This is a genomic window from Halococcus hamelinensis 100A6 (assembly GCF_000336675.1).
In the GTDB taxonomy this organism is placed as follows: Archaea; Halobacteriota; Halobacteria; order Halobacteriales; family Halococcaceae; genus Halococcus; species Halococcus hamelinensis.
Genome location: NZ_AOMB01000023.1, coordinates 11,637 through 34,252 on the forward strand (window position 1 = coordinate 11,637; position 22,616 = coordinate 34,252).

The following is a 22,616-nucleotide window of genomic DNA, read 5'->3' on the forward strand; positions in this document are numbered from 1 at the left end:
CTATGCCTCCGTGAACTCCCGGCCGAAGAGGCCCTCGGGTTTCACGAGCAACACGGCCACGAGCACGACGAGCCCCGCGAGACCGCTGAGTCGCGGGTCGACCGCCGAGGTGGTGATGACTTCGAGGAAGCCGATGACGTACGCCGCGACGAGGCTCCCCCGGATCGAGCCCAGCCCGCCGAGCACCACGATCGAAAAGGAGAGCACGAGCGGGTCGCGCCCCATCGCCCAGCTCGCGGTCTGATAGGAGCCAAGGAAGAGCCCCGCGAGCCCGGCGAGCAGCCCCGCGATCGCCCAGGTGTAGAGGTTGACTCGGTCGCTCTCGATCCCGACCAGCGCCGCCCCGCGCGTGCTCATGCTGGTCGCGAGGATCGCCTTGCCCGTGTTGGTGTAGTTGATGAAGCCGAACAATCCTCCGATGAGCACCCACGACAGCACGAACACGACGACGAGGTTGTTCTGGACGGTGGTTCCGAGGAGGTTGGTGGTCCCCGCAACCAGCGGCGGGATCGCGCGCGGCTGGGTGCCCTCGACGATCCGGACGAGTTCCTCGACACCGATTGACGCCAGCAGGGTGAGGATCATCACGACCACGACGTTGTCGCGGCGGCGCTCGGCGAACCCCTTGTAGAGCAACACGCTGAACACCGCGGGCACCACCATCGCGGCGAGCGCACCAGCCCAGACACCGAAGCCCGCCGACGTGATCGAGTAGGCCGCGAACGCGCCCACCGTGATCACCGCGCCGTGGGCGAGGTTTATCGTGCCGCCGACGCCGAAGATCATCGTGAAACCGACCGCGACCAGCGCGTAGAGCGAACTGATCACCAGGCCGTTGACGAGGATGGGTGCGACGGCGACCATTCAGATCCACGCGGGCTGCTGGTAGTCGGCGGTCTTGTACTGTTCGGGCCAGACGACCTCCTGTACCCCGCTCCCATCGCCCTCCTGCCACTGGAGGAAGACGGGATAGATCGCGTCCTCGCTGTAGACCGGGTCGTGGGGGAACTCCTGGTCCCGACCGTAGAACTCGAGGGTGCCGGTGGTCGCGGTGAACGACGCGTCCTCCATCGCCGAGACGAGTTGGTCCGCGTTCTTGGTGCCGGTCTGCTCGACCATCGCGGCGTAGAGCTTGATCGCGTCGTAGGTGATGTAGCCGGTGTACACCGGGTAGCTATCGAACTGCTGGTTGTAGGCCTCGACGAACGGCTGGGTCTTCTTCGTGATCTCGCTCTGGGGCGTCGCGGAGGTCTGGGTCACGCCGTAGAGACACGCGCCGTTGACGGATTCGTAGTAGGAGGGGAGCTGCATCGGGACGTGGATCCCAGCGAAGCCGAACGGCCGTTGCTGTTTGGCCCACTGGACGACGGCCTCCGTACCCGTATGGGCCATCGCTGTGAACATCCCGCTCGCGCCCGAACTCTCGACGTCGTCGAACAGGGGCCCGAAGTTCGAGGTGCCGCTGGCGTAGCGCTGGTTGCCCGCGACCTCCGCACCCGTACTCCCGAGCTTCCGGTCGAAGAGCTCGGAGATCGGCTCGGTCCACGAGTAATCCTCGACCATCGCGTAGGTCGAATCCCAGCCCATGTTCTCGAAGTTGGCCTTCCCGAAGTCGACGAGGTTCTGCCCGAGGTCGCGGTCGTTGATCGGTCCCGCCCGGAAGTGGTACTTATACTGGTCGTAGTTCTCGGCCACCATCCGCGAAGCTTCCGTGCTCGCCGCGCCGGCCGTGATGTGGACGACCTGCTGCTGGGCGATGTCGTCCATGATCTCGAGCAACACCTCGCTCGTGAACACCCCGGTCGTGACGTCGGCGTTCTGGTTCAACACGAGTTCGCGATACCGTTGTTGACCCGTCGAGGGGTCGGATTCGGTGTTGCCGGTGGCGAGTTCGACCTGTGCGCCGCCGATCCCGCCGTTATTGTTGAGCTCCTCGACGGCGAGTTCGGCGGCGTTGACTATCGAGCCACCGATGGGGTCGTTCTCGGGGTCGGGTGCGAGCACCCCGATCGTGACCGGGCCCTCGATGGCGTTTCCGCCGCCGGAGTTTCCCTGGGTGCTGGAACCGTTCCCGCCACCCCCACCGCTTCCACCGCCACCACCGCTCCCGCCGCCACCCTCACTACCGTTTCCGCCCTCGCCACCGCCCGCCCCGCCCGATCCGTTCGACCCACCGGAGCCACCGCCGAGACTCAGACAGCCGGTCACCGTGGTCGCGAGCGCCGCACCGCCGGTGACCCGAAGGAACCGCCGTCGCGCAGTGTCACGTTTATTTCCATTGTTCGGTCTATCCTCGACATCGCTTCCATCGGTCCGTTTGTCGGGATCCTCGTTATCATCGGTAGCCATCGGTCTGTACGATAGTAGCATACATACTATATAAATATGATGCACGAACGTGATGGTTGTCGGTAGAGCGGTTCGGTCGAGGCCGGGGGTGCCACGACCCGATGACTTAGGAAACCCGACTCCGTAGCCCGTTCATGCGACTTCACTGGCACCGTCGCGACCTCCGGGTGGCGGACAACCGTGCGCTCGCGGCGGCCGCCGAGGGCGAGGTCCTCCCGGTGTTCGTCTTCGACCCGACCGTCCTCGACCACGCGGGTCCGGCCCGGGTCGCCTTCCTCCTCGACTCGCTCGACGCGCTCCGCGAGGACTACCGTGACCGCGGCGGCGGTCTGGTCGTCGCACACGGCGACCCGGCCGAGGAACTCCCGCGACTCGCCGACGAACACGGGGCCGAAGCGGTGTTCTGGAACCACGACTACACGGGACTCGCACGCGAGCGCGACCGGCGGGTCGAGAGCGCGCTCGACGACGCCGATATCGACCACGAGACGTTCCACGACGCGGTCCACCACGAGCCCGGGGCCATCACGACCAACGACGGCGACCCCTACGCGGTCTTCTCCTACTTCGGGAAGAAGTGGCTCGACCGCGAGAAGGAGTCGTCGTATCCCCCGCCGAACGGGGACGCCCTCCGGGCGGGCGACGACGACCTCCCGACCAGCGACGACCTGGGGTTCGACGAGCCCGACGCGACCCTCCCGGAAGCCGGGACCGAGGCGGCGCGGGACCGGCTGGATTCGTTCTGCGAGGCGGCGATCGGGGAGTACGAGACCGAACGCGAGTACCCCGCCCGCGCGGGCACCTCGCGGCTCTCCCAGGACCTCAAGTACGGCACGATCGGGATCCGGGAGGTCTCCGAACGGGTCGCCGAGGCCGCCGACCGGGCCGACGGCGACGACGTCCGTGAGTCCATCGAGACCTACCGGGAGGAGCTCGCGTGGCGGGAGTTCTACACCCAGGTGCTCCGGTACAACCCCGAGGTCGTCACGGAGAACTACAGCTCCTACGAGAACCCGATCGAGTGGCGCGAGAGCGACGACGACCTCGACGCGTGGAAGGACGGCGAAACGGGCTATCCAATCGTCGATGCCGGGATGCGCCAACTTCACGAGGAGGCCTACATCCACAACCGGGTTCGGATGATCGTCGCCGCGTTCCTGACGAAGGACCTCCTGCTCGACTGGCGGGCGGGCTACGACCACTTCCGAGAACTGCTCGTTGACCACGACACCGCGAACGACAACGGCGGCTGGCAGTGGGCGGCCTCCACAGGGACGGACGCCCAGCCCTACTTTCGCGTGTTCAACCCGATGACCCAGGGCGAACGCTACGACCCCGACGCCGAGTACATCAAGACTTACGTCCCGGAGCTCGACGATGTGGATCCGGACGACATCCACTCGTGGCACGAACTGAGCGAGGACGAGCGCGCGGACGTGGCTCCCGACTATCCCGACCCGATCTGTGACCACGGCGAACGCCGCGAGGAGGCCATCGCGATGTTCGAACGCGCACGTGGCGATGAGGACGACTGAAACTCCGTCGATGATTCGGGTTTCCGAGCGACTACGTCGGACGCTACGCCCAGTGATTTGACCCGCCACGGACACGCGCGTTTCCAAATCCCGACGCAAATGAGGGACCGCATAGCACCGCCCCGTGACAGCCACATGCCTCCCCAGCCGACTGCGCTCCTCGTTCGCCTCCGGCTCCCTTCGGTGCTCATCCCTCGCACGCCGATTTGCGGTCGCGGGTTCACCTCTGTTCACCCACGACCGCGAGCGCGCGCCACGGTGGTTGGTCGAGATCGACGATTCGCGCCCATGTGGAACGCTATCATGTCTGTATCAAGCTTTAACAGTCATCGCGGCGTTGTATGAAGTGGAGGAAATACAATGCCTGAACACTCTCATCCGGAGCTCCCACCGCTCCCCTACGACTACGACGCGCTCGAACCCCACATCTCCGAACAGGTGCTCGAATGGCATCACGACACCCACCATCAGGGCTACGTGAACGGTCTGGAGAGCGCCGAGGAGACCCTCGCGGAGAACCGCGAGTCCGGCGACCACTCCACGACGGGTGGCGCGCTCAACAACGTGACCCACAACGGCTCGGGTCACTATCTCCACACGATGTTCTGGGAGAACATGAGCCCGAACGGCGGCGGCGAACCCGACGGTGACCTCGCCGACCGCATCGCGGAGGACTTCGGCTCCTACGAGGGCTGGAAGGACGAGTTCGAGGCCGCCGCGTCCGCGGCTTCGGGCTGGGCACTGCTGGTCTACGACCCGGTCGCCGACCAGCTTCGGAACGTGGCCGTCGACAAACACGACGACGGCGCGCTCTGGGGAGCCCATCCGGTACTCGCGCTCGACGTCTGGGAACACTCGTACTACTACGACTACGGTCCCGACCGCGGCAGCTTCGTCGACGCCTTCTTCGAGGTCGTCGACTGGGACGCCGCCGCCGACAACTACGAACAGACCGTCTCGAACCACGAGTAATCCCCGAACCCACGCATTTTTCGCGCGCTCACCGACCAGCAGCGCGACCGTCCCTCGGAGTCGCTACTCCTTGTAGCCCTTGCGGAAGCTCCGGAACTCGGCCCGGTGGGACTCCTCGTCCGAGAGCAGCGTCACCGCGAGGTCCTCGGTCACGGGGTCGTCGGCCTCGCGCGCGGCCGAGATGAGCGATCGATAGATGTCGATCGCCGCCTCCTCGTACTCGATCACGCCGTCGATCACCGACAGCACGTCCGCCGTGTCCTCGGGCGGCTGGAGGTTCTCCTGATGGGGTTCGAACTCGAAGGAGGCCGGCGGCTGGGCGTCGAGCTCCTTCAGGCGCTCGCCGATGCGCTCGGCGTGGAGGAGCTCCTCCTCGGTCGCGTCGGTTCGGAGGCTGTCCTTGACCTCCTCGGCAGCGACGCCGTCGAGGATCGTGGCGTTCGTGAGGTAGTTCATCACCGTCTCGATCTCGTCGTTGTACGCCGTCCGGAGCAGGTCGACCACTTCGTCGCTCGTCATACGTGGGGCGTACTCCATCCATCGTCTTAGCGATGTGGGTCGGTGCAGTTCTCCCGCTCGTTCACGCCACCTGGGCGGCACGTGGTACCGCGAGCCGCCAGCCGACCGCCCCGACCAGCGCGAACCAGTAGGCGTTGAGCGAGCCGTGAAGCGAGACCATCGTCCCGATCGGTATCCGCGGACCGAGCTCCGTGAACGTCGAGACCCCGTAGCCGAGCGCGAGCACCATCGAGACCGGGAGCGCGAGCGCGGAGACCGAAACGAGGAGCCGTTGGAGCGCCGGCCGAGCGGGTGCGACCCGGAGCACGATGTAGCCCCCGAGGACTCCCACGGCGACGGTGAACCCACCGACGGCGAGGACTTCGACGAGGGGCGAGAAGGAGATCCCGACCGCGATGAACGCGGGACCGAGGAGGACGACCGCCGCCAGTACCCGAAACCCTCGTCCCGCGCGGTCGCCGAGCGCCCGGCCCGCGAGCCCGGTCAGCACCGGCAGCACGAACCCCGCGAAGTGGAAGTGGATCGCCGTCAGGAAGACGATCACCGGGTCGAACCGGAAGGTGATCCCGAGGTGGTGGAGCACGAGCGCGACCGCGCCGACGATGGAATAGGCGAACCCCGCGTCGATCAGGGTCTCCGAGAGCGGCCACAACCCGCGCGCTCGAACCCGTGTGACAGCCGTGAGCCCGAGTGCTCCCGTCACCGCGACCCACGGCACCGCAGCGAGCGCCGGCCAAAGTCCACTCGACGGCAGGAGGAACGACGCGAGCACTACCAATCCAGCGACCGGCTGGCCGACCACGGCGACGGTGTACCACCGACGCGCCCACCCCTCGAACGCCGGCGTGGCCGCCATTCCCATCCCGAACGGGACGACCACGAGCACCGCGAGCGAGACCGCCCGCTGGACCGCATCGAGGTCCGCGACCGCCACCGCCAGCAGCCACGCCGCCCCGCCGACGATCGCACTCGCGTCGGTTCGCCCGAGGGCGGTCGGGAGCCACCCTCCCGACGACCGCTCGGTCCCGACGTCGGTCATCCCGACGGCAGCCGTTCTATCCCGCGGGTCGGCCGCAGGTCGTCGGGGACCGTCGAGGCGGATTCGCTGCCCTGGGTGAACGTCCCGCGATAGCTCAGGATGTGGCCCGCGAGCGGGTTCTCGATGGTCGCGTCGACGTGATAGCGCTCGCCGGTCTCGTCGTAGCGGTCGCGGACCTCGACGCTCGCGGCGAGGGGTTCGGGAAACCGGAGATACTGGTCGCCCACCCGGAGCCACTGTGCGCCCGACTCGACGACGAGCACGCCCGCCTCCACACGCGGGTGGAGTTCGCTCACGAGTCGTCCGCCGGTTCCAAGGAAATCGAACAACCGTTCCCGGTCGGCATCCCAGACGGTGAGGGAGTCGAAGCGGCGGCGTTTCTCCCGGAACTCGAACTCGCGGATCGTCGCGAGCGCCTCGTGTCCACCCTCCTCGAAGCCCGCAGTGCGAACCGTGAACGGGACGTCGTGGCCCGCCTCGGGAAAGAGGAGATTGAGCGCCGTCATCGGGTAGAGCGCGGGGAGGACGTGGGTTCCACGCGTGATGTCCATCCGACCGCGTCCGACCCCGATCGTGTCGTCCGTCGGGTCAACCGAATAGCGCTCGCGGACCTTCGGGTGGAGGTCGTCGGCCGCCGCCCCGAGCGCGCGTTCGTACACCCCTGTCATCGTCGTCGCCCCGTCGGCCGTTCGATCCGTCGCCGAACCCGTCTCCGGCCGACCCGAGATCCACTCATATTCGAGTTCGGGTCGTGCTGAACAAAAGCCTTCGCGCGGGGCGGTCGCGGTCGTCGAGGCCGACGGCGCAAGGGTGATACCGCCCACGGTCCACCCTTCGAACAATGAGTAGGGCGGCGCGCGTCGTGGTCGTAGTCTGTCTCATCGCTTCGACCGGTTGTGTGGGGTTCTCCGGGGACTCGCTGCCGAGGCCGGTCGCGGGCTTCGCCGGCGACCCCGACAACCCGTACCCGAGCGAGAACCTCACCGTCGCGGTCGAGGCCAACGCCACCGACCGCGACTTCGTGCCGCTCGTCCGCGAGGCGCTCGATCGCTGGGAGGCCAACGACGAGCGCTACCTCAACTACACGGTGAACGCCACGGTCGTCCCGAACGCGACCGACCCCGACATCCGGGTCTCGTTCACCCCCGCGCTCTCGACGTGTGGCGACGTCGACCACGCCGCCGGCTGTGCGCCGATGATAACGAACCCCACCCAGACCGCCGACACGGTCGGGGTCAGCGCGCTCGACAACCTCTCCGACGATTCGACCGTCCACGTCGTCGAACACGAACTCGGCCACGCCTTCGGGCTCGGCCACGACGACGAACCGCAGTCCGTGATGGCACCCCGAACGACCCTCCGGGCACTCCCCCAGCCGAACGCGACCGACCGGGCGTTGGCGTGGGACGACCCCACGCTCGCGGTCTACCTCGTGAACGCGACGCCGGCGACCCGCGAGCAGATCCGCCACGCCCTCGCGTACTACGACCGCGGCGCGGACGGGACGGTCCCGGAGAACGTCTCCTTCCAGCGAACGCGGAACCTCACCGAGGCCGACGTCGTAGTGCGGTTCGCGCCGAGCTCGGCGTGCGGGTCCCGACGGGGCTCGTGCGGCTCGGTCTTCGGGACGGATTCCGACGGCGACGGCGCGCTCGAACGCTACGAGCGGGTCGACATCACGCTCACCGACCTCGAAACCGACGTCGTCGGCTGGCACGTCGCCCGATGGCTGGGGCTCGGCTTCGGTATCGAGGACGAATCCGCGTACCCACCGGCGCTCGCGGTCACGACCCCCAACGACCAGCGGGCGGGCGAGTGGTGGCGATAGCTACACCGAGTCCCACTCGCGCCGCCGCACCGAGTAGCCACCACACTCCGGACACACCTGCCAGCGCTCGTCGAAGCCCGTCCCACAGTCCCGACAGGCGTACTCCGTCTCGTCCGTGTCGTTCGCCGCCCCGATCCGGCCTCTGAAACGTTCGAGATAGCTCATTCGACGATCGCTCCGATCCCACGATCGGCCAGAAAGCATAAATACTTTGTCGGGCTCACGGCGCGGACCGGTCGTTCCGCCCGCTCACTCGAACCCGTCCTCCCACGCGAAAACGCCGTCGCGCTGGACCACGCGTCCATCGATCTCGAGGCGTGAACCCTCGCTCATGTCGGTTATCAGGTCGACGTGGACCGCGCTCTCGTTGCCCGTCTCGTCCTCGGGGAGACAGGCGTCGTAGGCCCGGCCGAGCGCGAGATGCACCGTGCCCGCCATCTTCTCGTCGAACAGGATGCTGTCGGTCGGCCGGTCGATACCGCGGTTCATCCCGATCCCGAGTTCGCCGAGCCGTCGTGACCCCGCGTCGGTGTCGAGGACCTCGCCGATCACTTCCGAGCCCCCTGCCGCGTCGAAGTCGACGACCGCGCCGTCCTCGAATCGGAGCCAGACGTCGCGCACCTGCCGTCCCCGAACCGTCATCGGGACGTCGAAGGTGACCTCGCCCGCGGCGGCGTGTGGTGCGGTGAACACCTCGCCGCTCGGGAGGTTGTGGGAATCGTCGTCGACCGACGCCGTGGAGTTGACCGCCGTTCGGTTCTCGATCGAGAGCGTGAGGTCGGTCCCCTCGGAGACGACCCGGACTTCGTCCCCCTCGTCGAGGCGCTCTTTCATCTCGGCCATCTCCTCGGCCAGCGACGCCCAGTCGCGGAGCACGGCGTCGTAGACGAACTCCTGGTAGGCTTCGTAGCTCATACCGGCCTGCTGGGCGAGCGACCGGGTGGGGTGGACGGTCGAAACCCAGTCGGTGTCCATCCGTGCCTCACGAATCTCGGTGGTGGCCTTCGAGGCGGCTTCGAGCCGGTCGCCGGGCACGTCGGCCATCGCGCTGGTGTTCCGTCCACCGCCGAGCGAGAGCACGGCGTCGGCGTTCTCGTAGAGCGCGAGCTCGTGGTCGGGGTCCGCGTCGAACTCCCCGTCGTGGCCGTCGAGGTAGGCCCGACTCACCTCCGCGGAGCCGTAGGTACTCACGAGGTTCGCGCCACGCTCGCCGAGCGCGCGGGCCACCGCGACCGCGAGGTCGTGTGCGCCCTCCGAGACGCTCACGACGACGTCGTCTCCGGCTTCGATCCGGGCGCTCCAGTCGACCAGTACCTCCGCGTGCTCCTCGATCCGGTCGTCCATGTACGGCCATCACCCGCCGCGGCCAAAACTCCGCCCATCGAGCCACGACTTCCTTCCGTCGTTTCGCTATCCGCGCCAGTCGCTGACGCGTTTGGTCTCGTCGACCGCGACGTGTCGCTTGTTCGTCTTCCGGATCCACGCCGCGAACTTCCGCATCTCTTCTGACTCCTTGAGCGCCGTCACGGTGTTGAAGCGGTGTTTGAGTTCGTGGTTGGTGAACACCGCGTGGATCTGGCGGTGGCAGGACCCGCAGACGGGAACGATGGGGCTCTCCTTCCGGTTCTTCGGGATCAGGTGGTGCCTCGTGGTCTCGACCTCGCGCTCACAGATCACACACTCGTCCATACCCACCCTCGTCGCCGCTCCCTCATCGCTCCTCGGGCGGGAGCAGCCGATTCCGGGATCGAACCGTTCGACCGGCCTCAATCGAGGAAGTCGGGCGTCGTCCGCTTCTCGTCGCGCTCGGCTTCGAGGTGTGCGCGGAAGTCCTCGACCGAGACGCCGTCCTGCTCGCGCTCCTCGCGGTCGCGGACCGAGACCGTGCCGGCCTCCTCTTCGGTGCCGCCGACGATGAGCATGTAGGGGAGGCGGTCGTCGTGGCCGGCCCGGATCTTCCGGCCGACCGTCCACGAACGGGTCTCGACCGAGGTACGGAAGCCCTCGAGTTCGTCGGCGACCGACTCGGCGTACTCGATGTTGTCGTCGCTGACGGGCAGGATCCGGACCTGTTCGGGCGCGAGCCAGGTCGGGAAGTTGCCGTTGAAGTGCTCGATCAGTACCATGAAGAAGCGCCCGTAGCTGCCGTAGAGCGCGCGGTGGATCATCACCGGTCGGTGGGTCTCGTTGTCCTCGCCGGTGTACTGCAGGTCGAGCCGTTCGGGCATATTGAAGTCGAGCTGGACGGTCGGACCGTCCCAGACCCGCCCGAGCGCGTCGCCGAAGGAGAAGTCGATCTTCGGGCCGTAGAACGCGCCGTCGCCCTCCTCGACCTCGTAGTCGTAGCCGCCCTCGTCGAGGACGTCCCTGAGCTGGGTTTCGGCCTGGTCCCAGAGCTCGTCGCTCCCGACCGACTTCTCCGGGCGCGTCGCCAGCGCGATCTCGGCGTCGAGGTCCACGACCTCCATCACCTCGAAGATGGTCTCCATGATCGTCTCGATCTCGGCGGCGATCTGGTCCGGGCGGACGAACAGGTGGCCGTCGTCGATGGTGAACGACCAGGTTCGCGAGAGCCCCGACAGCTCGCCGCGCTGTTCCTTCCGGTAGACCGTGCCGTCCTCGAAGTACCGAACCGGGAGGTCGCGGTAGCTCCACGATTGGTTCTCGAAGATCATCGCGTGCCCCGGACAGTTCATCGGCTTCAGGCCGTACTCCTCGTCGTCGACGTCGAGGAGGAACATGTCGTCGACGTAGTTGTCGTAGTGGCCCGACTGTTTCCAGAGTTCGGTCCGGAAGAGGTGCGGGGTCTCGACCGGCTCGTAGCCCGCGTCGAGGTTGAGCGAACGCGCGTACTCGGAGAGCGAATCCAGGACCCGTTTCCCGTTCGGGTGGTAGAGCGGCAGTCCGGGGCCCGCGGTTTCGGAGATCGAGAACAGGTCCATCTCCCGGCCGATCTTCCGGTGGTCGCGTTCGGCGGCCTCCGCACGCCGTTCGAGGTAGTCGTCGAGTTCGCCCTCGGATTCGAACGCCGTGCCGTAGACCCTGGTCAGGGTTTCGTTTTCCTCGTCGCCGCGCCAGTAGGCCGCCGAGATCTCGAGCAGCGCGAACCCGCCGATCTCGCCCGTCGAGTCGACGTGCGGGCCACGACAGAGGTCGTAGAAGTCGCCCTGCTCGTAGAAGCTCACGGGGTCCTCGCCCGCGACCTCGGTGTCGAGGATCTCGCGTTTGTACGGGTTGTCGTCGTAGGTCTCGAAGGCTTCCTCGCGCGAGTATTCTGTCCGTTCGATCGCGAGGTCCGCTTCGATTATCGATTCGGCCTCGTCCTCGATCGCCTCCAGGTCGCTCTCGTCGAGGTCGACGTTCGCGATGTCGTAGTAGAAGCCCTCGTCGGTCCAGGGACCGATGGTGAGTTTCGCCTCGGGGCGCAATCGTGTGAGGGCCTGGGCGAAGACGTGGGCCGCCGAGTGCCGGAGCACGTCGAGGTACTCCTCGGATTGGTCGGTGACGATCTCGAGTTCGATGTCCGATCGGATCGGCTGGGCCTTATCGACCAGGTTTCCGTCCACGACGCCCGCCACGGTGTCCCGACCGAGCCCGGAGCCGATCTCGTAGGCCACGTCCTCGACCGTCGAGCCCCGCTCGACGTCCAGTTCGGAACCGTCCGGCAGCGTCACGACGACATCGCTCATGGGCCGAATAGGTCCCACGCGCGGCATAAGCCTGTTGAGACGGTCGCCGGTCAGACCGCCCGTCCCGCGAACCGGAGGAGCTGTGCCGCGCGGTCGGCCTTCGCGAGGAACACCTCCCGAAGCGTCGGTGGGGCCTCGACCCGCGACTCCGCGAGCACCGACTCGGGGAGCCAGAGGGTATCGCGCGGCACCCCGTCGTCGCCGTGAACCGCGAAGTGGCTGGTCTCGAGTTTCATCACCAGCGGGAGGTCGGTCCGCTCGATCCCCTCGTCCGTGGTGTAGAGCTCGCGATTGAGCCGTTCGTGGGTGGTGCGCTGGATCAGCGCCCGGTCGGCGTCCGGGGCGGGTTCGATGGAGAGCCGACCGACGTAGTAGCCGCGCGAGAACCGTTCGAACATGCTATGGTGATACATACCACATACCGGTACTAAACGCTTCGGGCCCGCCGACCGAGCGGGTGGAGGGCCGACGCGAACGGCCAGCGAGCTTTTATCCCGGCCTCGTCAACCGGGTGGCAGTGAACACGAACGCCGCGGTCGTCGTCGCCCTCCTCGTACTGGCGGGTGGGGTCGTGGGGATGACCTCACAGGCGCAGCCGACCGGGACCACAACCCAGCGCGACGTCGACGGCGGGACGTTCGACGACGTCTCGACGTTCATGCAGCGCGGCGTCGTCGCGACCAACGGCTCCGTCGACGCCGGGATGTGGCTCGCGGCGTTCGAGACGGCCAACAACCTCACCCGGAAGCAGGCGCTCGTCCAGCACCGTGCCGCGACCCTCGACGAACGGCTCGACCGGCTCGAAGCCCGGATCGACCGGTTTCCCCCCGAGAACGCGACGTCGCTCGCCCTCCGGAGCCAACGGGTTCGTCTGGTCGCCGAACGCGAGGCGCTCCGGAACGCGGTGAGCGAGGCGGAGACCACCGCGGCGAGCGAGGGCGTGAACGCGACGACGTTCGACGACCTCGACAGCCGGATCGAGAACCTGACGGTACCGGCCCTTGACTCGAACGCCAGTGCAGCCAGCACCAACACTACCAACGCGAACGCCACCGCCCCGAACGGCTCGGCCGCGACCACCGACGAGGGCCGGTTCGCGGGGACCGCCCGCCGGTCGGGAACGACCTACAGCGGTCCGTAGGGACCGACGACCGCTCCGGGGCACGTCCCTCGTCGCACCGGCGACGTTTTACGCTCTGAGCACTAACGAGAGGTGAATGGATTCCGCGGCGCTGCTCGATCTCCTGGGGAACGAAAACCGTCGGCGCATTCTCAGGCTCCTCGCCCAACGGCCCTGCTACGTCACCGAGATCAGCGACGCGCTCGGGGTGAGCCCGAAGGCGGTGATCGGTCACCTCCGGAAGCTCGACGAGGCCGGACTGGTCGAGAGCCGGGTCGACGACGGTCGCCGGAAGTACTTCCGGATCTCGCGGAACCTGCGGCTCGAAGTCACGGTCTCGCCCTACGGGTTCGGGGCGAAGAGCGCCTATCCGGCGAGCTCGAGCCTCGATATCGCGTCGTGTCGGTACGTCTCGATCGACGTTTCGACGGACGACACGAGCGACCTCGCCGACCTCGCCGCCGACCTCCGGCGCTTCGAGGAACTGGAGGACGAGCTCTCGCTCGCCCAGCGCTGGGTTCAGGGGCGGCTCGCCACGCTCCACGACGCGCTCACCGACGAGGTCGAGGCCGGGCTCGCCGTCGACGACCGTCCCGGCACCGCGGACCACGGCGACGCGCGCTTCTGTGCCGAGGTGCTCGCCGGGATCGAGGCGGGCGCACGCACCGCCGACAAGCTCGCCGAACGCCTCGGGGTTCCCCTCCCGGTGGTCGAGGACGCGCTCGACCTGCTGATGACTCACGGGCTCGTGAGCCGCGAGAACGGCCGCTGGACGGTCGAGTGATGGTCCGTTCGGACGGCGACGGTCGAACGCGACTACAGGTCGCGGGTGAGTCCGTCGCGGAGGTCCCGACCGAAGTAGTGGCCGAGAACGCCACAGACCAGCCCGATGACCGCGAACCCGGCGATGAAGACCGGCCCGCTACCGTCGACGAACGCGAGGTAGATGTGGTTCTGGAGCGCGCTCCCGCCCGCGACCAGCCCCGCCGCGAGACCGGCTTCGACGTAGTACTGGCGGCTGCCGATCGCCCCGAGAACGAACGTCGCGAGGAACAGCCCGAGGAACGCCAGCGGGCCCCCGATGAGCGGGATGAATCCGCCGAGGCCGCTCCCGACCGCCGTGAGCACGAGCGCGACGACGAAGGCCTTGAGCGAGAACACGCCGCCCATCCGCTGGCGGAGCGTCGATCCGGTTCCCGATCGGGTCGCGTCGGCGGTCGTCGCCGTCGGGTCGGCGGTCGTCGTCGCCGTCGGGTCGGCGGTCGTCGTCCCGGCGCGGTCGCTCGATTCACGACCCCGGGACTCGTCGCCCTCGCCGGCGATGTCGTCGACCTCGGCGAGGAGGTCGTCGACGTCGCGGGTCTTGGTCTCCGTGCCCTCGCCGCCACCGTCGGCCATGCCTCGACTCGGAGCCCGAACGGCATGGGTTTTTCCCCGTGCGTCGGGGATGGGTTTCGCCCGTCGAGCGCGGACGGGTCGGTTAGCTGCTGAAGTCGGTACAGACCGGGATCCCCAGCGTGTTGAAGTCGGTCATCGCCGCGAGTTCGTCGGGCACGCCGTGGATGTCGACGGTCTTCTCGACCAGCGCCGAGGGGTCGAGCTTGCTGGATTCGATCATGTCGAGCATCTCGCTGTAGCGCGACGGCTGGAGCCCGAGCGAGCCGTGGAAGTCTATCTCCTTCGCGACGAAGTCGTCGGTCGGCAACGGGATCATTCCCGCCTCGTCGGACGTGGTCAGCCCGATCTGGACGTGTGTCCCGCCCTTTCGAAGGCTGTTGACCGCGTTCCGGCACGTCGTCTCGATCCCGAGCGCGTCGGCGGAGACGTCCGCGCCGCCGTCGGTGATGGCCCGGACCTCGCCCGCGGCGTCGTCGACGTCACTGGCGTTGACGGTGGCGACCGCGCCGAGCTCCTCGGCCTTCTCGAGCTTCTCGTCCATGAGGTCCACCGCGATCACGTTACCGCCGAGCGCGTTCGCGATGTGGACCGCCGAGAGGCCGATGCCGCCACAGCCGTGGATCACCACGTCGTCGCCGGCGTGGACGGGCCCGCGGTGGGCCATCGCGTGGAACGAGGTCATGAACCGGCAGCCACACCCCGCAGCGGTCTCGGCGTCGATGGTGTCCGGGAGCGCCACGGCGTTGATGTCGGCGTGCGGGATGTGGACCTCCTCGGCGAACGCACCGGGGGCCTCGTTCATGAACCCGAGACCGACGTGGTTATCACAGATGTTCTCGCGCCCGTTCCGACATCGGTCGCAGATGCCACACGCGAAGTTGAACGGGATGGCGACCTCCTGGCCCTCCTCGACGGTCTCGACGTCCTCCCCGACGGCGACGATGCGGCCGGTCGGTTCGTGACCGAGAACGTGTGGCGGGTCGGGACGGTAGCCGAACCAGTCCCAGTCGCCCTGCCAGCAGTGCCAGTCCGAACGGCACACGCCGCAGCCGACGACCTCGGCCACGGCTCCGTCGGGTTCCGGTTCGGGACGATCCACGTCCTGGACGGTCAACGGCTCCTGAAACTCCTCCAGTACGACTGCCTGCATGGCATTCCCAAACAATACCGGCCGATACAATCAATTTAACGTATTATTCATTATGTGCTATCGATGAGATTATCGGGTGGTCCGGGTTCGTGGAGGGCGCGTGGAACGCTACGACCGCGCCGAGACCCGGTAGCGGACCCCGACCTCGTTGGTGCTGAGTTCGTCCTTGCGCCGTTTCGCCTCCTTTCGGGTCTCGAACGGCCCCTCGACCACGTCGTCGCCGACGGTGACGTAGTATTCGGTCATCCCTCACCTCTCGCGCGCGACCCCACAAATCACCTTTGAACGCCGACGAACGCGTCCCGAACGGATGGGTTGAAGTCCGACGGCTCGATAGGTGGGATATGAATCCGGGCGACCGCGTCCGACTCGCGCGCGAGGGCCGAACCCACGAGGGCGTACTCCTCCCCTCCTCGACCGACGAGCACGTCGTCCTCAAGCTCGACGGCGGCTACAACGTCGGCATCGAGCGGGAGGGAAGCGAGGTCGAGGTCGTCGAAGCCGACGTCTACGACATCGAGCGCGACGACGAGGACGACGCCTCGGAAGTCGAGTTCGACGACGACCTTCCGACCGTGGCGCTGATCTCGACGGGGGGAACCATCGCCTCCACCGTCGACTACCGAACCGGCGCGGTGACCGCCCAGTTCGACGCCGAGGACGTGCTTCGGGCGGTGCCGGAGCTCGCGGGCCGGGCGAACTATCGGGGGAGGGTGGTGGCGAACATCCTCTCGGAGAACATGACCCCGGGGATCTGGCAGGACCTCGCGCACGCGGTCCACGAGGAGGTCGAGGCGGGCGCGGACGGCGTCGTGGTGATGCACGGCACCGACACGATGCAGTTCTCGGCCTCGGCGCTGGCGTTCATGCTCGATACCCCCGTTCCCATCGTGTTCACCGGCAGCCAGCGTTCGGCCGACCGGCCCTCCTCCGACAACGTGATGAACGCGGTCTGTGCCGTCGAGGCCGCCAAGTCCGACTGCGCGGAGGTACTGGTCTGTATGCACGCGACCGACTCGGACGACCGCTGTGCGCTCCACCGCGGGACGAGGGTCAGAAAGAACCACACCTCGCGCCGCGACGCCTTCGAGACGGTGGGTGCGCGTCCGCTCGGCTGGGTCGACTACGAGGCCGATGAGGTGGGTTTCCGACGCGAGTACTCCGAACGCGATGGGACGTCGCTCGCCATCTCCCCCGACCTCGAAACCGACGTCGAGCTCGTGAAGTTCACGCCCGGTACGAGCGAGGCGGTGCTCGATGCGGTCTCGGGGAGCGCCGGTCTCGTCATCGAGGGAACGGGATTGGGCCACGTCCACACCGACTGGATACCGCGGCTTCGTGAACTGATCGAGAACGGGACGACCGTCGCGATGACGAGCCAGTGTCTCGGCGGGCGGGTCTGCGACCGGGTCTACGACACCGGGCGTGACCTCCTCGACGCCGGCGTCGTCGAGGCAGAGGACACCCTCCCGGGAACCGCGAAGGTCAAACTGATGTGGGCGCTCGCGAACGCCGACGACCCTGCGAAGACGATGCGAACCCCGGTGGCGGGCGAGTGTTCCGAGCGCTCGGTCCCGCTCGAAAACGCCCCCGAGGGACGGCCGTGAGCGCCGAGATCCACCTCCGGGCGGCGGAGCCGGACGACTACGAGGACATCGTGGCGTTCACCCGCGAGACGTGGGCCGACCGCGAGACGAGCGACTACCTCCCCGACGTCTACCACGACTGGATCGAAGGCAACCCCGACCGAAAGCGAACCCTGGTCGCCGACGCGGGCGACGACATCGCCGGCCTCTGCCAAGTGGTGTTCCTCTCCGACCACGAGGCGTGGGCGCAGGGGATGCGTGTCAACCCCGCCTATCGCGGGGAGGGGGTCGGGGTCCGGCTCAACGACGCGCTGTTCGCGTGGGCGCGCGAGCAGGGCGCGACGGTCTGTCGGAACATGGTGTTCTCGTGGAACGTCGCGGGTCTCGGCGTCTCGCGCGCCGCGGGCTACGACCCCCGGACCGAGTTCCGGTGGGCGCACCCGACACCCGAGACGGCGGACGCCGACGACGACCACGAGGTCGTCTCTGACCCCGACGCGGCCTGGAGCTTCTGGCAGCGCTCGACGGCGCGACGCAACCTCTCGGACCTCACCCTCGACATGGACGAGTCGTGGGCGGTCTCGGAGCTCACTCGCGGGACGCTCCACCGCGCCGCCGACGAGACACGACTGTTCGCGGCCGAACGAGCCGGCGAGGGAACGCGGGCGATGGGCTATCGAGCCCGGGATTTCGAGCGCGAGGGCGACGAGGCCGAGCACGTTGCGGAGTACGGCATCGGTGCGTGGGCCGACCTCGACGCCGCGCGGGCGCTCTTCGGTGCCATCGGTGCCGACGCCGACGACCTCGGCGCGGACCGGACCCGGGTGCTGATCCCCGAGACCGTCACGGCGGTCTCGGACGTCGCCGCGCTCCGTATCGGCGTGAGTGAGGAGCCCGACTTCGTGCTCGAAGCCGACCTCACTTGAGATGCTTCCGGGCTGCTCCCCATCTTGAATAGTTTCGTCTGACGGGTTAATGTAGAACAGTATCACGATATGTTCTATGATCGACCGAACGGACGGATATCGTCGATACACGTCGGTCGTTGCGGCCGTTATCGGACTTCTGATACTACTGTACAGCATCCTCATCGCCAACCAACCCCTCGTCGGGGTTGGACTTCTCGTCTCCCTGTACGTGCTCTCCCTCGCGTATCGATTCGTCCGGGCGCACGAGCGGATCGCGGACGCGCTCGAAGCACGGGCGGAACGAAGCGGATCGACGAGCGAACGCTGACCGGCCGTCCAATTTGCGGTGAACTCAGTCGAGCACCACGAGCACGTCGCCCATGTCGACCGACTCGCCCTCGGTCGCGGCGACCTCGACGACGGTGCCGCCGCGCGAGGCCACCACGTCGTTCTCCATCTTCATGGCTTCGAGCACGCAGAGCACGTCGCCGGAGGAGACCTCGTCGCCCTCCTCGACGTTGACGTCGAGGATGGTGCCCTGCATCTCGGCGGTGACCTGTTCGCCCTCCGCCGTGCTCGCGCCGCCGTCGTCGCTCCCGCCGCCGCTCGGCCCGGCCGAACTGAGCTGCTGGGTATCCCCGGAGCCGTTCGCGGCCTGGATCGGCGGCGCGCCGCGCTCCTCGAGGTTGACCTCGAAGCGCTTGCCGTTGACCTCGACGACGAAGTCCCGTTCGGTGACCTCCTCGTCCTCGCCGCCCTCGGCTCCGCCCGTCGGTCCCCACTTCTCCTGGGCTTCCTCGATCTCCTCGGGATCGAGCTCCTCGTCGAGGTAGTTCGTGGTGTGTTTCCCCGTGGAGAAGGCGTCGTCGTCGAGCATCAGCCGGTGGAACGGGATCACCGTGGTGACGCCCTCGATCTCGAACTCCGCGAGCGCCCGGCGGCTCCGCGCGAGACACTCTTCCCGGTCCGCGCCCCAGACGATGAGCTTCGCGAACATCGAGTCGTAGTCCCCGACGACCTCGTCGCCCTGTCGGTGGGCGTCGTCGAGGCGCACCCCGACCCCGCCCGGTGGGTCGTAGGTTTCGAGTGTCCCCGTCCCGGGTGCGAAGTCGTTCGCGGCGTTCTCGGCGTTGATCCGGAACTCCATCGCGTGGCCGTCGAGTTCCACCTCGTCCTGGGAGAACGGGAGTTCCTCGCCGTCGGCCACCCGGATCTGCTGCTTCACGATGTCGATCCCCGTCAACTCCTCCGAGACGGTGTGCTCGACCTGAATACGGGTATTGACTTCGAGGAAGTAGAAGTCGCTGTCCGCACCGAGGAGTCCGTCCTCGCCGCGGTCGGTGTCCTCGACGAGGAACTCGAAGGTGCCGGCGTTGTAGTAGTCGGCGGCGTCGGCACCGTCCCGTGCGGACTCCTGGATCTCCGTTCGGAGTTCGTCCGTGAGCGCGGGACTCGGTCCCTCCTCGATGACTTTCTGGTGACGGCGCTGGAGCGAGCAGTCACGCTCGCCGATGTGGCGGACGTTGCCGTGGTGGTCGGCGATGATCTGGACCTCGATGTGGCGCGGGGCTTCGAGGAATCGCTCGACGAAGACCGAGTCGTTGTCGAAGTAGGCCTCGCCCTCGCGCTGGGCGCTCTCGAACTTGTCCTCGATCTCCGATTCCTCTTCGACGACCTTCATCCCGCGGCCGCCACCGCCGCCCTCGGCCTTGATCGCCACGGGATAGCCCGCTTCCTCGGCGAACTCACGGATCTCGTCGGCGGATTCGACGGGGTCGTCGGTGCCGGGCACCGTGGGCACGCCGGCGGCGCTCATCTCCTTTCGCGCGCTGGTCTTCTCGCCGAGGAGTTCCATCGAATCGCTCGACGGGCCGATCCACGTCATCTCGCTGTCCTCGACCAGCGCGGCGAAGCGCGCGTTCTCCGCGAGGAAGCCGTATCCCGGATGGACGGCGTCCGCGCCGGCTTTTTCACCCGCCTCGACGATGGCGTCGCCGTTCAAATAGGAGTCGGCGGCGCGCGCCGGGCCGACGTTGTAGGCCTCGTCGGCGTACCGGACGTGACCCGAATTCTTGTCCGCCTCGGAGTAGACCGCCACCGTGTCGACCCCGAGTTCCTCGCACGCGCGCATCACGCGCACCGCGATCTCCCCTCGATTGGCCACGAGAACCTTCTCGAACATTCGTTCCCATGGTAGACCGACTCCGCGCTTAAAACTATACACTCCGGGCCGGGAGTTGTGTCGGCGGACGAAACTGTTCGCCCTCGGCGGCGTCGCGGGATCGGTCGCCGACGGTGCGGAACCATCCTCACGGTCCGCCGAGTGTGGTGGAACCCGGACCGCTCAGTCGTCACCGAGGAGGCGGCGCGCGGCGACCGCCGCGAGACCGGCCACCCCGGCGACCACGCCGAACCCGGGGCCGTTCGTACTGGTGGTCTCACCGTCCGTTCCGGCCCCGGAGGCGTTCGCGTCGGCGGCCGACCCGGACCCGCTTGCCGTGCCGGTTTCGGCCGCCGCGCTCGTCGCGCCGGTCGACGTGCCGGCCCCGGTCGTTTCGGCGCTCGTCGTCGCTGCTCCGGTGTTCGTCCCGGTCGTTTCGACGGTCGTCGAATCGCTCACGTTCGTGCCCCCGACGGTCGTGTTGGCTGCGGAGGCGTTCGCGTTCGCCCGGTTCGCCGACTCCGGAGGGACGATCCGGTGTACGGCACCCGTCTCGCCCTCGGCGGGTTCGGCGGTGGTGAGGACGTAGAGCCGGTTCGCGTTGTCCCGGCCGAGCGTGAGGATGCTGCCGGGGAGGCGGTGCGAATCGGTGTTCTCGATCCGGAGTTCCGCGAGCGGCCACTGCCCCTCCTCGGTCGGCGTCGCGGCCATCAGCCGGCCGGTCGGGCTGCTGTCGGCCCCGGGAAGCCGGTAGTCGCCGAGGACGAATGTTCCCTGAACCGCGGGGATCGCGTCGTTCGTGTAGAGGTAGCCGCCGACCGCCGCGACCCCGATGCTGTCGTCGTTCACCGAGTGGGGGTACTCGATCACGGGGTCGACGAGGGGTTCGCCGCCGCGAACGTCGTCCGGGGTGTGGGTGGGACAGGAATCCGGCGGGTTCCGGCTCTCCTCCGGTCCGGGTTCGAAGCAGCTGGTCCCCTCGCGGACGTTCCAGCCGTAGTTGTTGCCCTTCTGGACGTGGTTGACCTCCTCGTAGAGCGACTGGCCGACGTCGGCGGCGTAGAGGTCGCCGTTCGAGAAGCCCATCCGCCAGGGGTTACGAAAGCCCCACGCGAAGTGTTCGTTGAGGCCTTCCTGCCCTACCAGCGGATTGTCGTCGGGGATGCCGTAGGCCTTCTCACCCTCCTGCGTGTCGACGTCGATCCGGAGGATGCTCCCCAGGAGGTTCTCGGTGACGTCCTGGCCGTTGCCGGAGACGTCCGGTCCCTCGCCGCCGTCGAAGCGCTCGTACCAGTCCGCGACGTGACCGAGGCCGACGTCGAACCCGCCGCCGCCGTCGCCCATCCCCACGTAGAGGTAGCCGTCGTCCGGGCCGAACGCGATCGCCCCCGAGTTGTGGGTGTCGTACGGCGAGGGGATCTCGAGTATCGTTCGCTCGGAATCGGGGTCCGCGGTGAGGCCGTCGTCGTTGGCGGTGAACTCGGAGAGGACCTCCGTGTGGTCGAACTCCTCGGGTGTTCCCTCCCGGCGCGGCGCGCTGTAGCGCAGGTAGAACTTCCGGTTCTCCCCGTAGTTCGGGTGGAGCGCCATCCCGAGCAGGCCCATCTCGCCGCTGATCTCCGTGAGCTGGTCGCTGACGTCGACGAACGGCTCGTCGCGCAGACCGCCGCCGTCGTAGACGTAGACCTGGCCGAGCCGGTCGGTGATGTAGTAGCGGCCGTCGCGGTTCGTGGGCACCTCGAAGTCAAGCGGGGCCGTCGGCCCACCGTCGACGATGGTGTCGATCCGAACCGTCGGCCCCTCGGAGACCACCGAGGCGGCGGTCGCCTCCTCGCCATCCCCCGAGTCGGTGGTGGGGGCCTGCGTGCTCGACCCGCCCCCGACCTCGATCGTCCCGCGCATCGAGGTGATGTGTGGCTCACAGACGTATTCGGCCATCCCCTCGCTCGCGGTGAACTCGAGCGTCTGCGTTGCGCCCTCCTCGCTCATGATATCGGTCCGTTGCAGCACGTTCCCGTCGGCGTCGAGCAGCGCGACGTTGTGTCCCTGGCCATCGAGGTTCTCCCAGACCAGTCGGTAGTCGGTCCCGGGGTCGAGCGAGAGGGTCGGATTGGTCTCGCCCGCGATCGAGTCGGGCGCGCGTCCCTGCCATCCGCCGATCTCGCCGCCCAACCGGATCGTCTCCCGCGACTGGGCGCTCACCCTGCCGAGGCTCGCCGCTCCCGCGACCCCGGCGGCCGCGACGGTGGTCCGCAGGAACTGTCGCCGCGACGATCCCCCATCCGACGTTCGTAGTTTGGATAGCATGGCTGAACGGAGTTCGATACGGTTGCGGGCCACCGGCCGCCCTCCCACACCGGAT

Annotated in this window: 23 protein-coding genes; 8 read left to right on the forward strand and 15 right to left on the reverse strand. The window is 67.7% G+C overall.

All coding sequences use genetic code 11. The features are described 5' to 3' along the window. Both C447_RS08150 and C447_RS08155 read right to left on the reverse strand, forming a co-directional pair. A complete protein-coding gene (locus C447_RS08150; protein ID WP_007692760.1) occupies positions 1-864 on the reverse strand; it encodes a branched-chain amino acid ABC transporter permease in 864 nt (287 codons plus the stop codon). After that, entirely contained in the window at positions 865-2,349 is a 1,485-nt protein-coding gene (locus C447_RS08155; protein ID WP_007692761.1) for an ABC transporter substrate-binding protein, read from the reverse strand. Positions 2,350-2,483: 134 nt separating this feature from the next. Here C447_RS08155 and C447_RS08160 point away from each other — a divergent pair, with 134 nt between their 5' ends. Continuing rightward, positions 2,484-3,884 carry a cryptochrome/photolyase family protein gene (locus tag C447_RS08160; protein WP_007692764.1) on the forward strand — a complete coding sequence of 467 codons (1,401 nt, stop codon included), beginning with the start codon at positions 2,484-2,486 and terminating at the stop codon, positions 3,882-3,884. Positions 3,885-4,244: 360 nt separating this feature from the next. After that, positions 4,245-4,856 carry a superoxide dismutase gene (gene sod / locus C447_RS08165; RefSeq protein WP_007692765.1) on the forward strand — a complete coding sequence of 204 codons (612 nt, stop codon included), beginning with the start codon at positions 4,245-4,247 and terminating at the stop codon, positions 4,854-4,856. A 63-nt stretch (positions 4,857-4,919) separates the two neighbouring features. Here sod and C447_RS08170 read toward each other — a convergent pair whose 3' ends face one another. The 3 genes from C447_RS08170 to C447_RS08180 all read right to left on the reverse strand — a co-directional run bounded on the left by C447_RS08170 (position 4,920) and on the right by C447_RS08180 (position 7,082). Further along, positions 4,920-5,375 carry a ferritin-like domain-containing protein gene (locus C447_RS08170; RefSeq protein ID WP_007692767.1) on the reverse strand — a complete coding sequence of 152 codons (456 nt, stop codon included), beginning with the start codon at positions 5,373-5,375 and terminating at the stop codon, positions 4,920-4,922. Positions 5,376-5,436: 61 nt separating this feature from the next. Then, positions 5,437-6,414 carry a YndJ family protein gene (locus tag C447_RS08175; RefSeq protein WP_007692769.1) on the reverse strand — a complete coding sequence of 326 codons (978 nt, stop codon included), beginning with the start codon at positions 6,412-6,414 and terminating at the stop codon, positions 5,437-5,439. After that, positions 6,411-7,082 (reverse strand): DUF4166 domain-containing protein, encoded by a 672-nt coding sequence (locus tag C447_RS08180; RefSeq protein ID WP_029601915.1) that lies wholly within the window; start codon positions 7,080-7,082, stop codon positions 6,411-6,413. The genes C447_RS08175 and C447_RS08180 overlap by 4 nt, the downstream gene beginning before the upstream one ends. A 173-nt stretch (positions 7,083-7,255) precedes the next feature. Here C447_RS08180 and C447_RS08185 point away from each other — a divergent pair, with 173 nt between their 5' ends. Then, positions 7,256-8,242 carry a M57 family metalloprotease gene (locus C447_RS08185; RefSeq protein ID WP_010612502.1) on the forward strand — a complete coding sequence of 329 codons (987 nt, stop codon included), beginning with the start codon at positions 7,256-7,258 and terminating at the stop codon, positions 8,240-8,242. Here the strand turns inward: C447_RS08185 and C447_RS18140 are convergent, their stop codons facing one another. From C447_RS18140 to C447_RS08205, 5 genes are all read right to left on the reverse strand, one after another. Continuing rightward, positions 8,243-8,407, reverse strand: coding sequence for an FmdB family zinc ribbon protein (locus tag C447_RS18140; protein ID WP_007692779.1), 165 nt, complete (start codon positions 8,405-8,407; stop codon positions 8,243-8,245). It lies immediately after the preceding gene. 84 nt (positions 8,408-8,491) lie between these two features. Then, entirely contained in the window at positions 8,492-9,586 is a 1,095-nt protein-coding gene (locus C447_RS08190) for an aminopeptidase (RefSeq protein ID WP_007692781.1), read from the reverse strand. 66 nt (positions 9,587-9,652) lie between these two features. After that, entirely contained in the window at positions 9,653-9,931 is a 279-nt protein-coding gene (locus tag C447_RS08195; RefSeq protein ID WP_007692783.1) for a hypothetical protein, read from the reverse strand. A gap of 77 nt (positions 9,932-10,008) precedes the next feature. Further along, positions 10,009-11,931: a threonine--tRNA ligase gene (thrS, locus tag C447_RS08200; RefSeq protein ID WP_007692785.1), complete on the reverse strand. Its 1,923-nt coding sequence runs from the start codon at positions 11,929-11,931 to the stop codon at positions 10,009-10,011. 50 nt (positions 11,932-11,981) lie between these two features. Next, positions 11,982-12,329 carry a DUF5802 family protein gene (locus C447_RS08205; protein ID WP_007692787.1) on the reverse strand — a complete coding sequence of 116 codons (348 nt, stop codon included), beginning with the start codon at positions 12,327-12,329 and terminating at the stop codon, positions 11,982-11,984. Between the two features lie 119 nt (positions 12,330-12,448). Here C447_RS08205 and C447_RS08210 point away from each other — a divergent pair, with 119 nt between their 5' ends. Further along, positions 12,449-13,072 (forward strand): transposase, encoded by a 624-nt coding sequence (locus tag C447_RS08210; RefSeq protein WP_237713418.1) that lies wholly within the window; start codon positions 12,449-12,451, stop codon positions 13,070-13,072. 76 nt (positions 13,073-13,148) lie between these two features. Further along, complete coding sequence (locus tag C447_RS08215; RefSeq protein ID WP_007692792.1) at positions 13,149-13,835, forward strand: metalloregulator ArsR/SmtB family transcription factor; 687 nt, start codon at positions 13,149-13,151, stop codon at positions 13,833-13,835. A 32-nt stretch (positions 13,836-13,867) separates the two neighbouring features. On the opposite strand, the gene C447_RS08220 is transcribed toward C447_RS08215, so the two are convergent. The 3 genes from C447_RS08220 to C447_RS18145 all read right to left on the reverse strand — a co-directional run bounded on the left by C447_RS08220 (position 13,868) and on the right by C447_RS18145 (position 15,845). Further along, positions 13,868-14,449 carry a hypothetical protein gene (locus C447_RS08220; protein ID WP_007692794.1) on the reverse strand — a complete coding sequence of 194 codons (582 nt, stop codon included), beginning with the start codon at positions 14,447-14,449 and terminating at the stop codon, positions 13,868-13,870. An 82-nt stretch (positions 14,450-14,531) separates the two neighbouring features. Continuing rightward, positions 14,532-15,599 (reverse strand): zinc-dependent alcohol dehydrogenase family protein, encoded by a 1,068-nt coding sequence (locus C447_RS08225; RefSeq protein WP_007692798.1) that lies wholly within the window; start codon positions 15,597-15,599, stop codon positions 14,532-14,534. A 108-nt stretch (positions 15,600-15,707) separates the two neighbouring features. Further along, a complete protein-coding gene (locus C447_RS18145; protein ID WP_007692799.1) occupies positions 15,708-15,845 on the reverse strand; it encodes a dsRNA-binding motif domain-containing protein in 138 nt (45 codons plus the stop codon). A gap of 98 nt (positions 15,846-15,943) precedes the next feature. On the opposite strand from C447_RS18145, the gene gatD reads away from it, so the two are divergent. The 3 genes from gatD (at position 15,944) to C447_RS08240 (ending at position 18,421) form a co-directional block, all read left to right on the forward strand. After that, entirely contained in the window at positions 15,944-17,206 is a 1,263-nt protein-coding gene (gatD, locus tag C447_RS08230; RefSeq protein ID WP_007692800.1) for a Glu-tRNA(Gln) amidotransferase subunit GatD, read from the forward strand. Then, on the forward strand, positions 17,203-18,111 hold the full coding sequence (locus tag C447_RS08235) for a GNAT family N-acetyltransferase (RefSeq protein WP_007692801.1): 909 nt from the start codon (positions 17,203-17,205) through the stop codon (positions 18,109-18,111). The genes gatD and C447_RS08235 overlap by 4 nt, the downstream gene beginning before the upstream one ends. A 76-nt stretch (positions 18,112-18,187) precedes the next feature. Then, positions 18,188-18,421 carry a hypothetical protein gene (locus tag C447_RS08240; RefSeq protein ID WP_007692802.1) on the forward strand — a complete coding sequence of 78 codons (234 nt, stop codon included), beginning with the start codon at positions 18,188-18,190 and terminating at the stop codon, positions 18,419-18,421. 24 nt (positions 18,422-18,445) lie between these two features. Here C447_RS08240 and C447_RS08245 read toward each other — a convergent pair whose 3' ends face one another. Then, positions 18,446-20,275, reverse strand: coding sequence for an acetyl-CoA carboxylase biotin carboxylase subunit (locus C447_RS08245; RefSeq protein WP_007692803.1), 1,830 nt, complete (start codon positions 20,273-20,275; stop codon positions 18,446-18,448). Positions 20,276-20,437: 162 nt separating this feature from the next. Further along, complete coding sequence (locus tag C447_RS08250; protein WP_007692805.1) at positions 20,438-22,561, reverse strand: PQQ-dependent sugar dehydrogenase; 2,124 nt, start codon at positions 22,559-22,561, stop codon at positions 20,438-20,440. Positions 22,562-22,616: the final 55 nt, after the last annotated feature.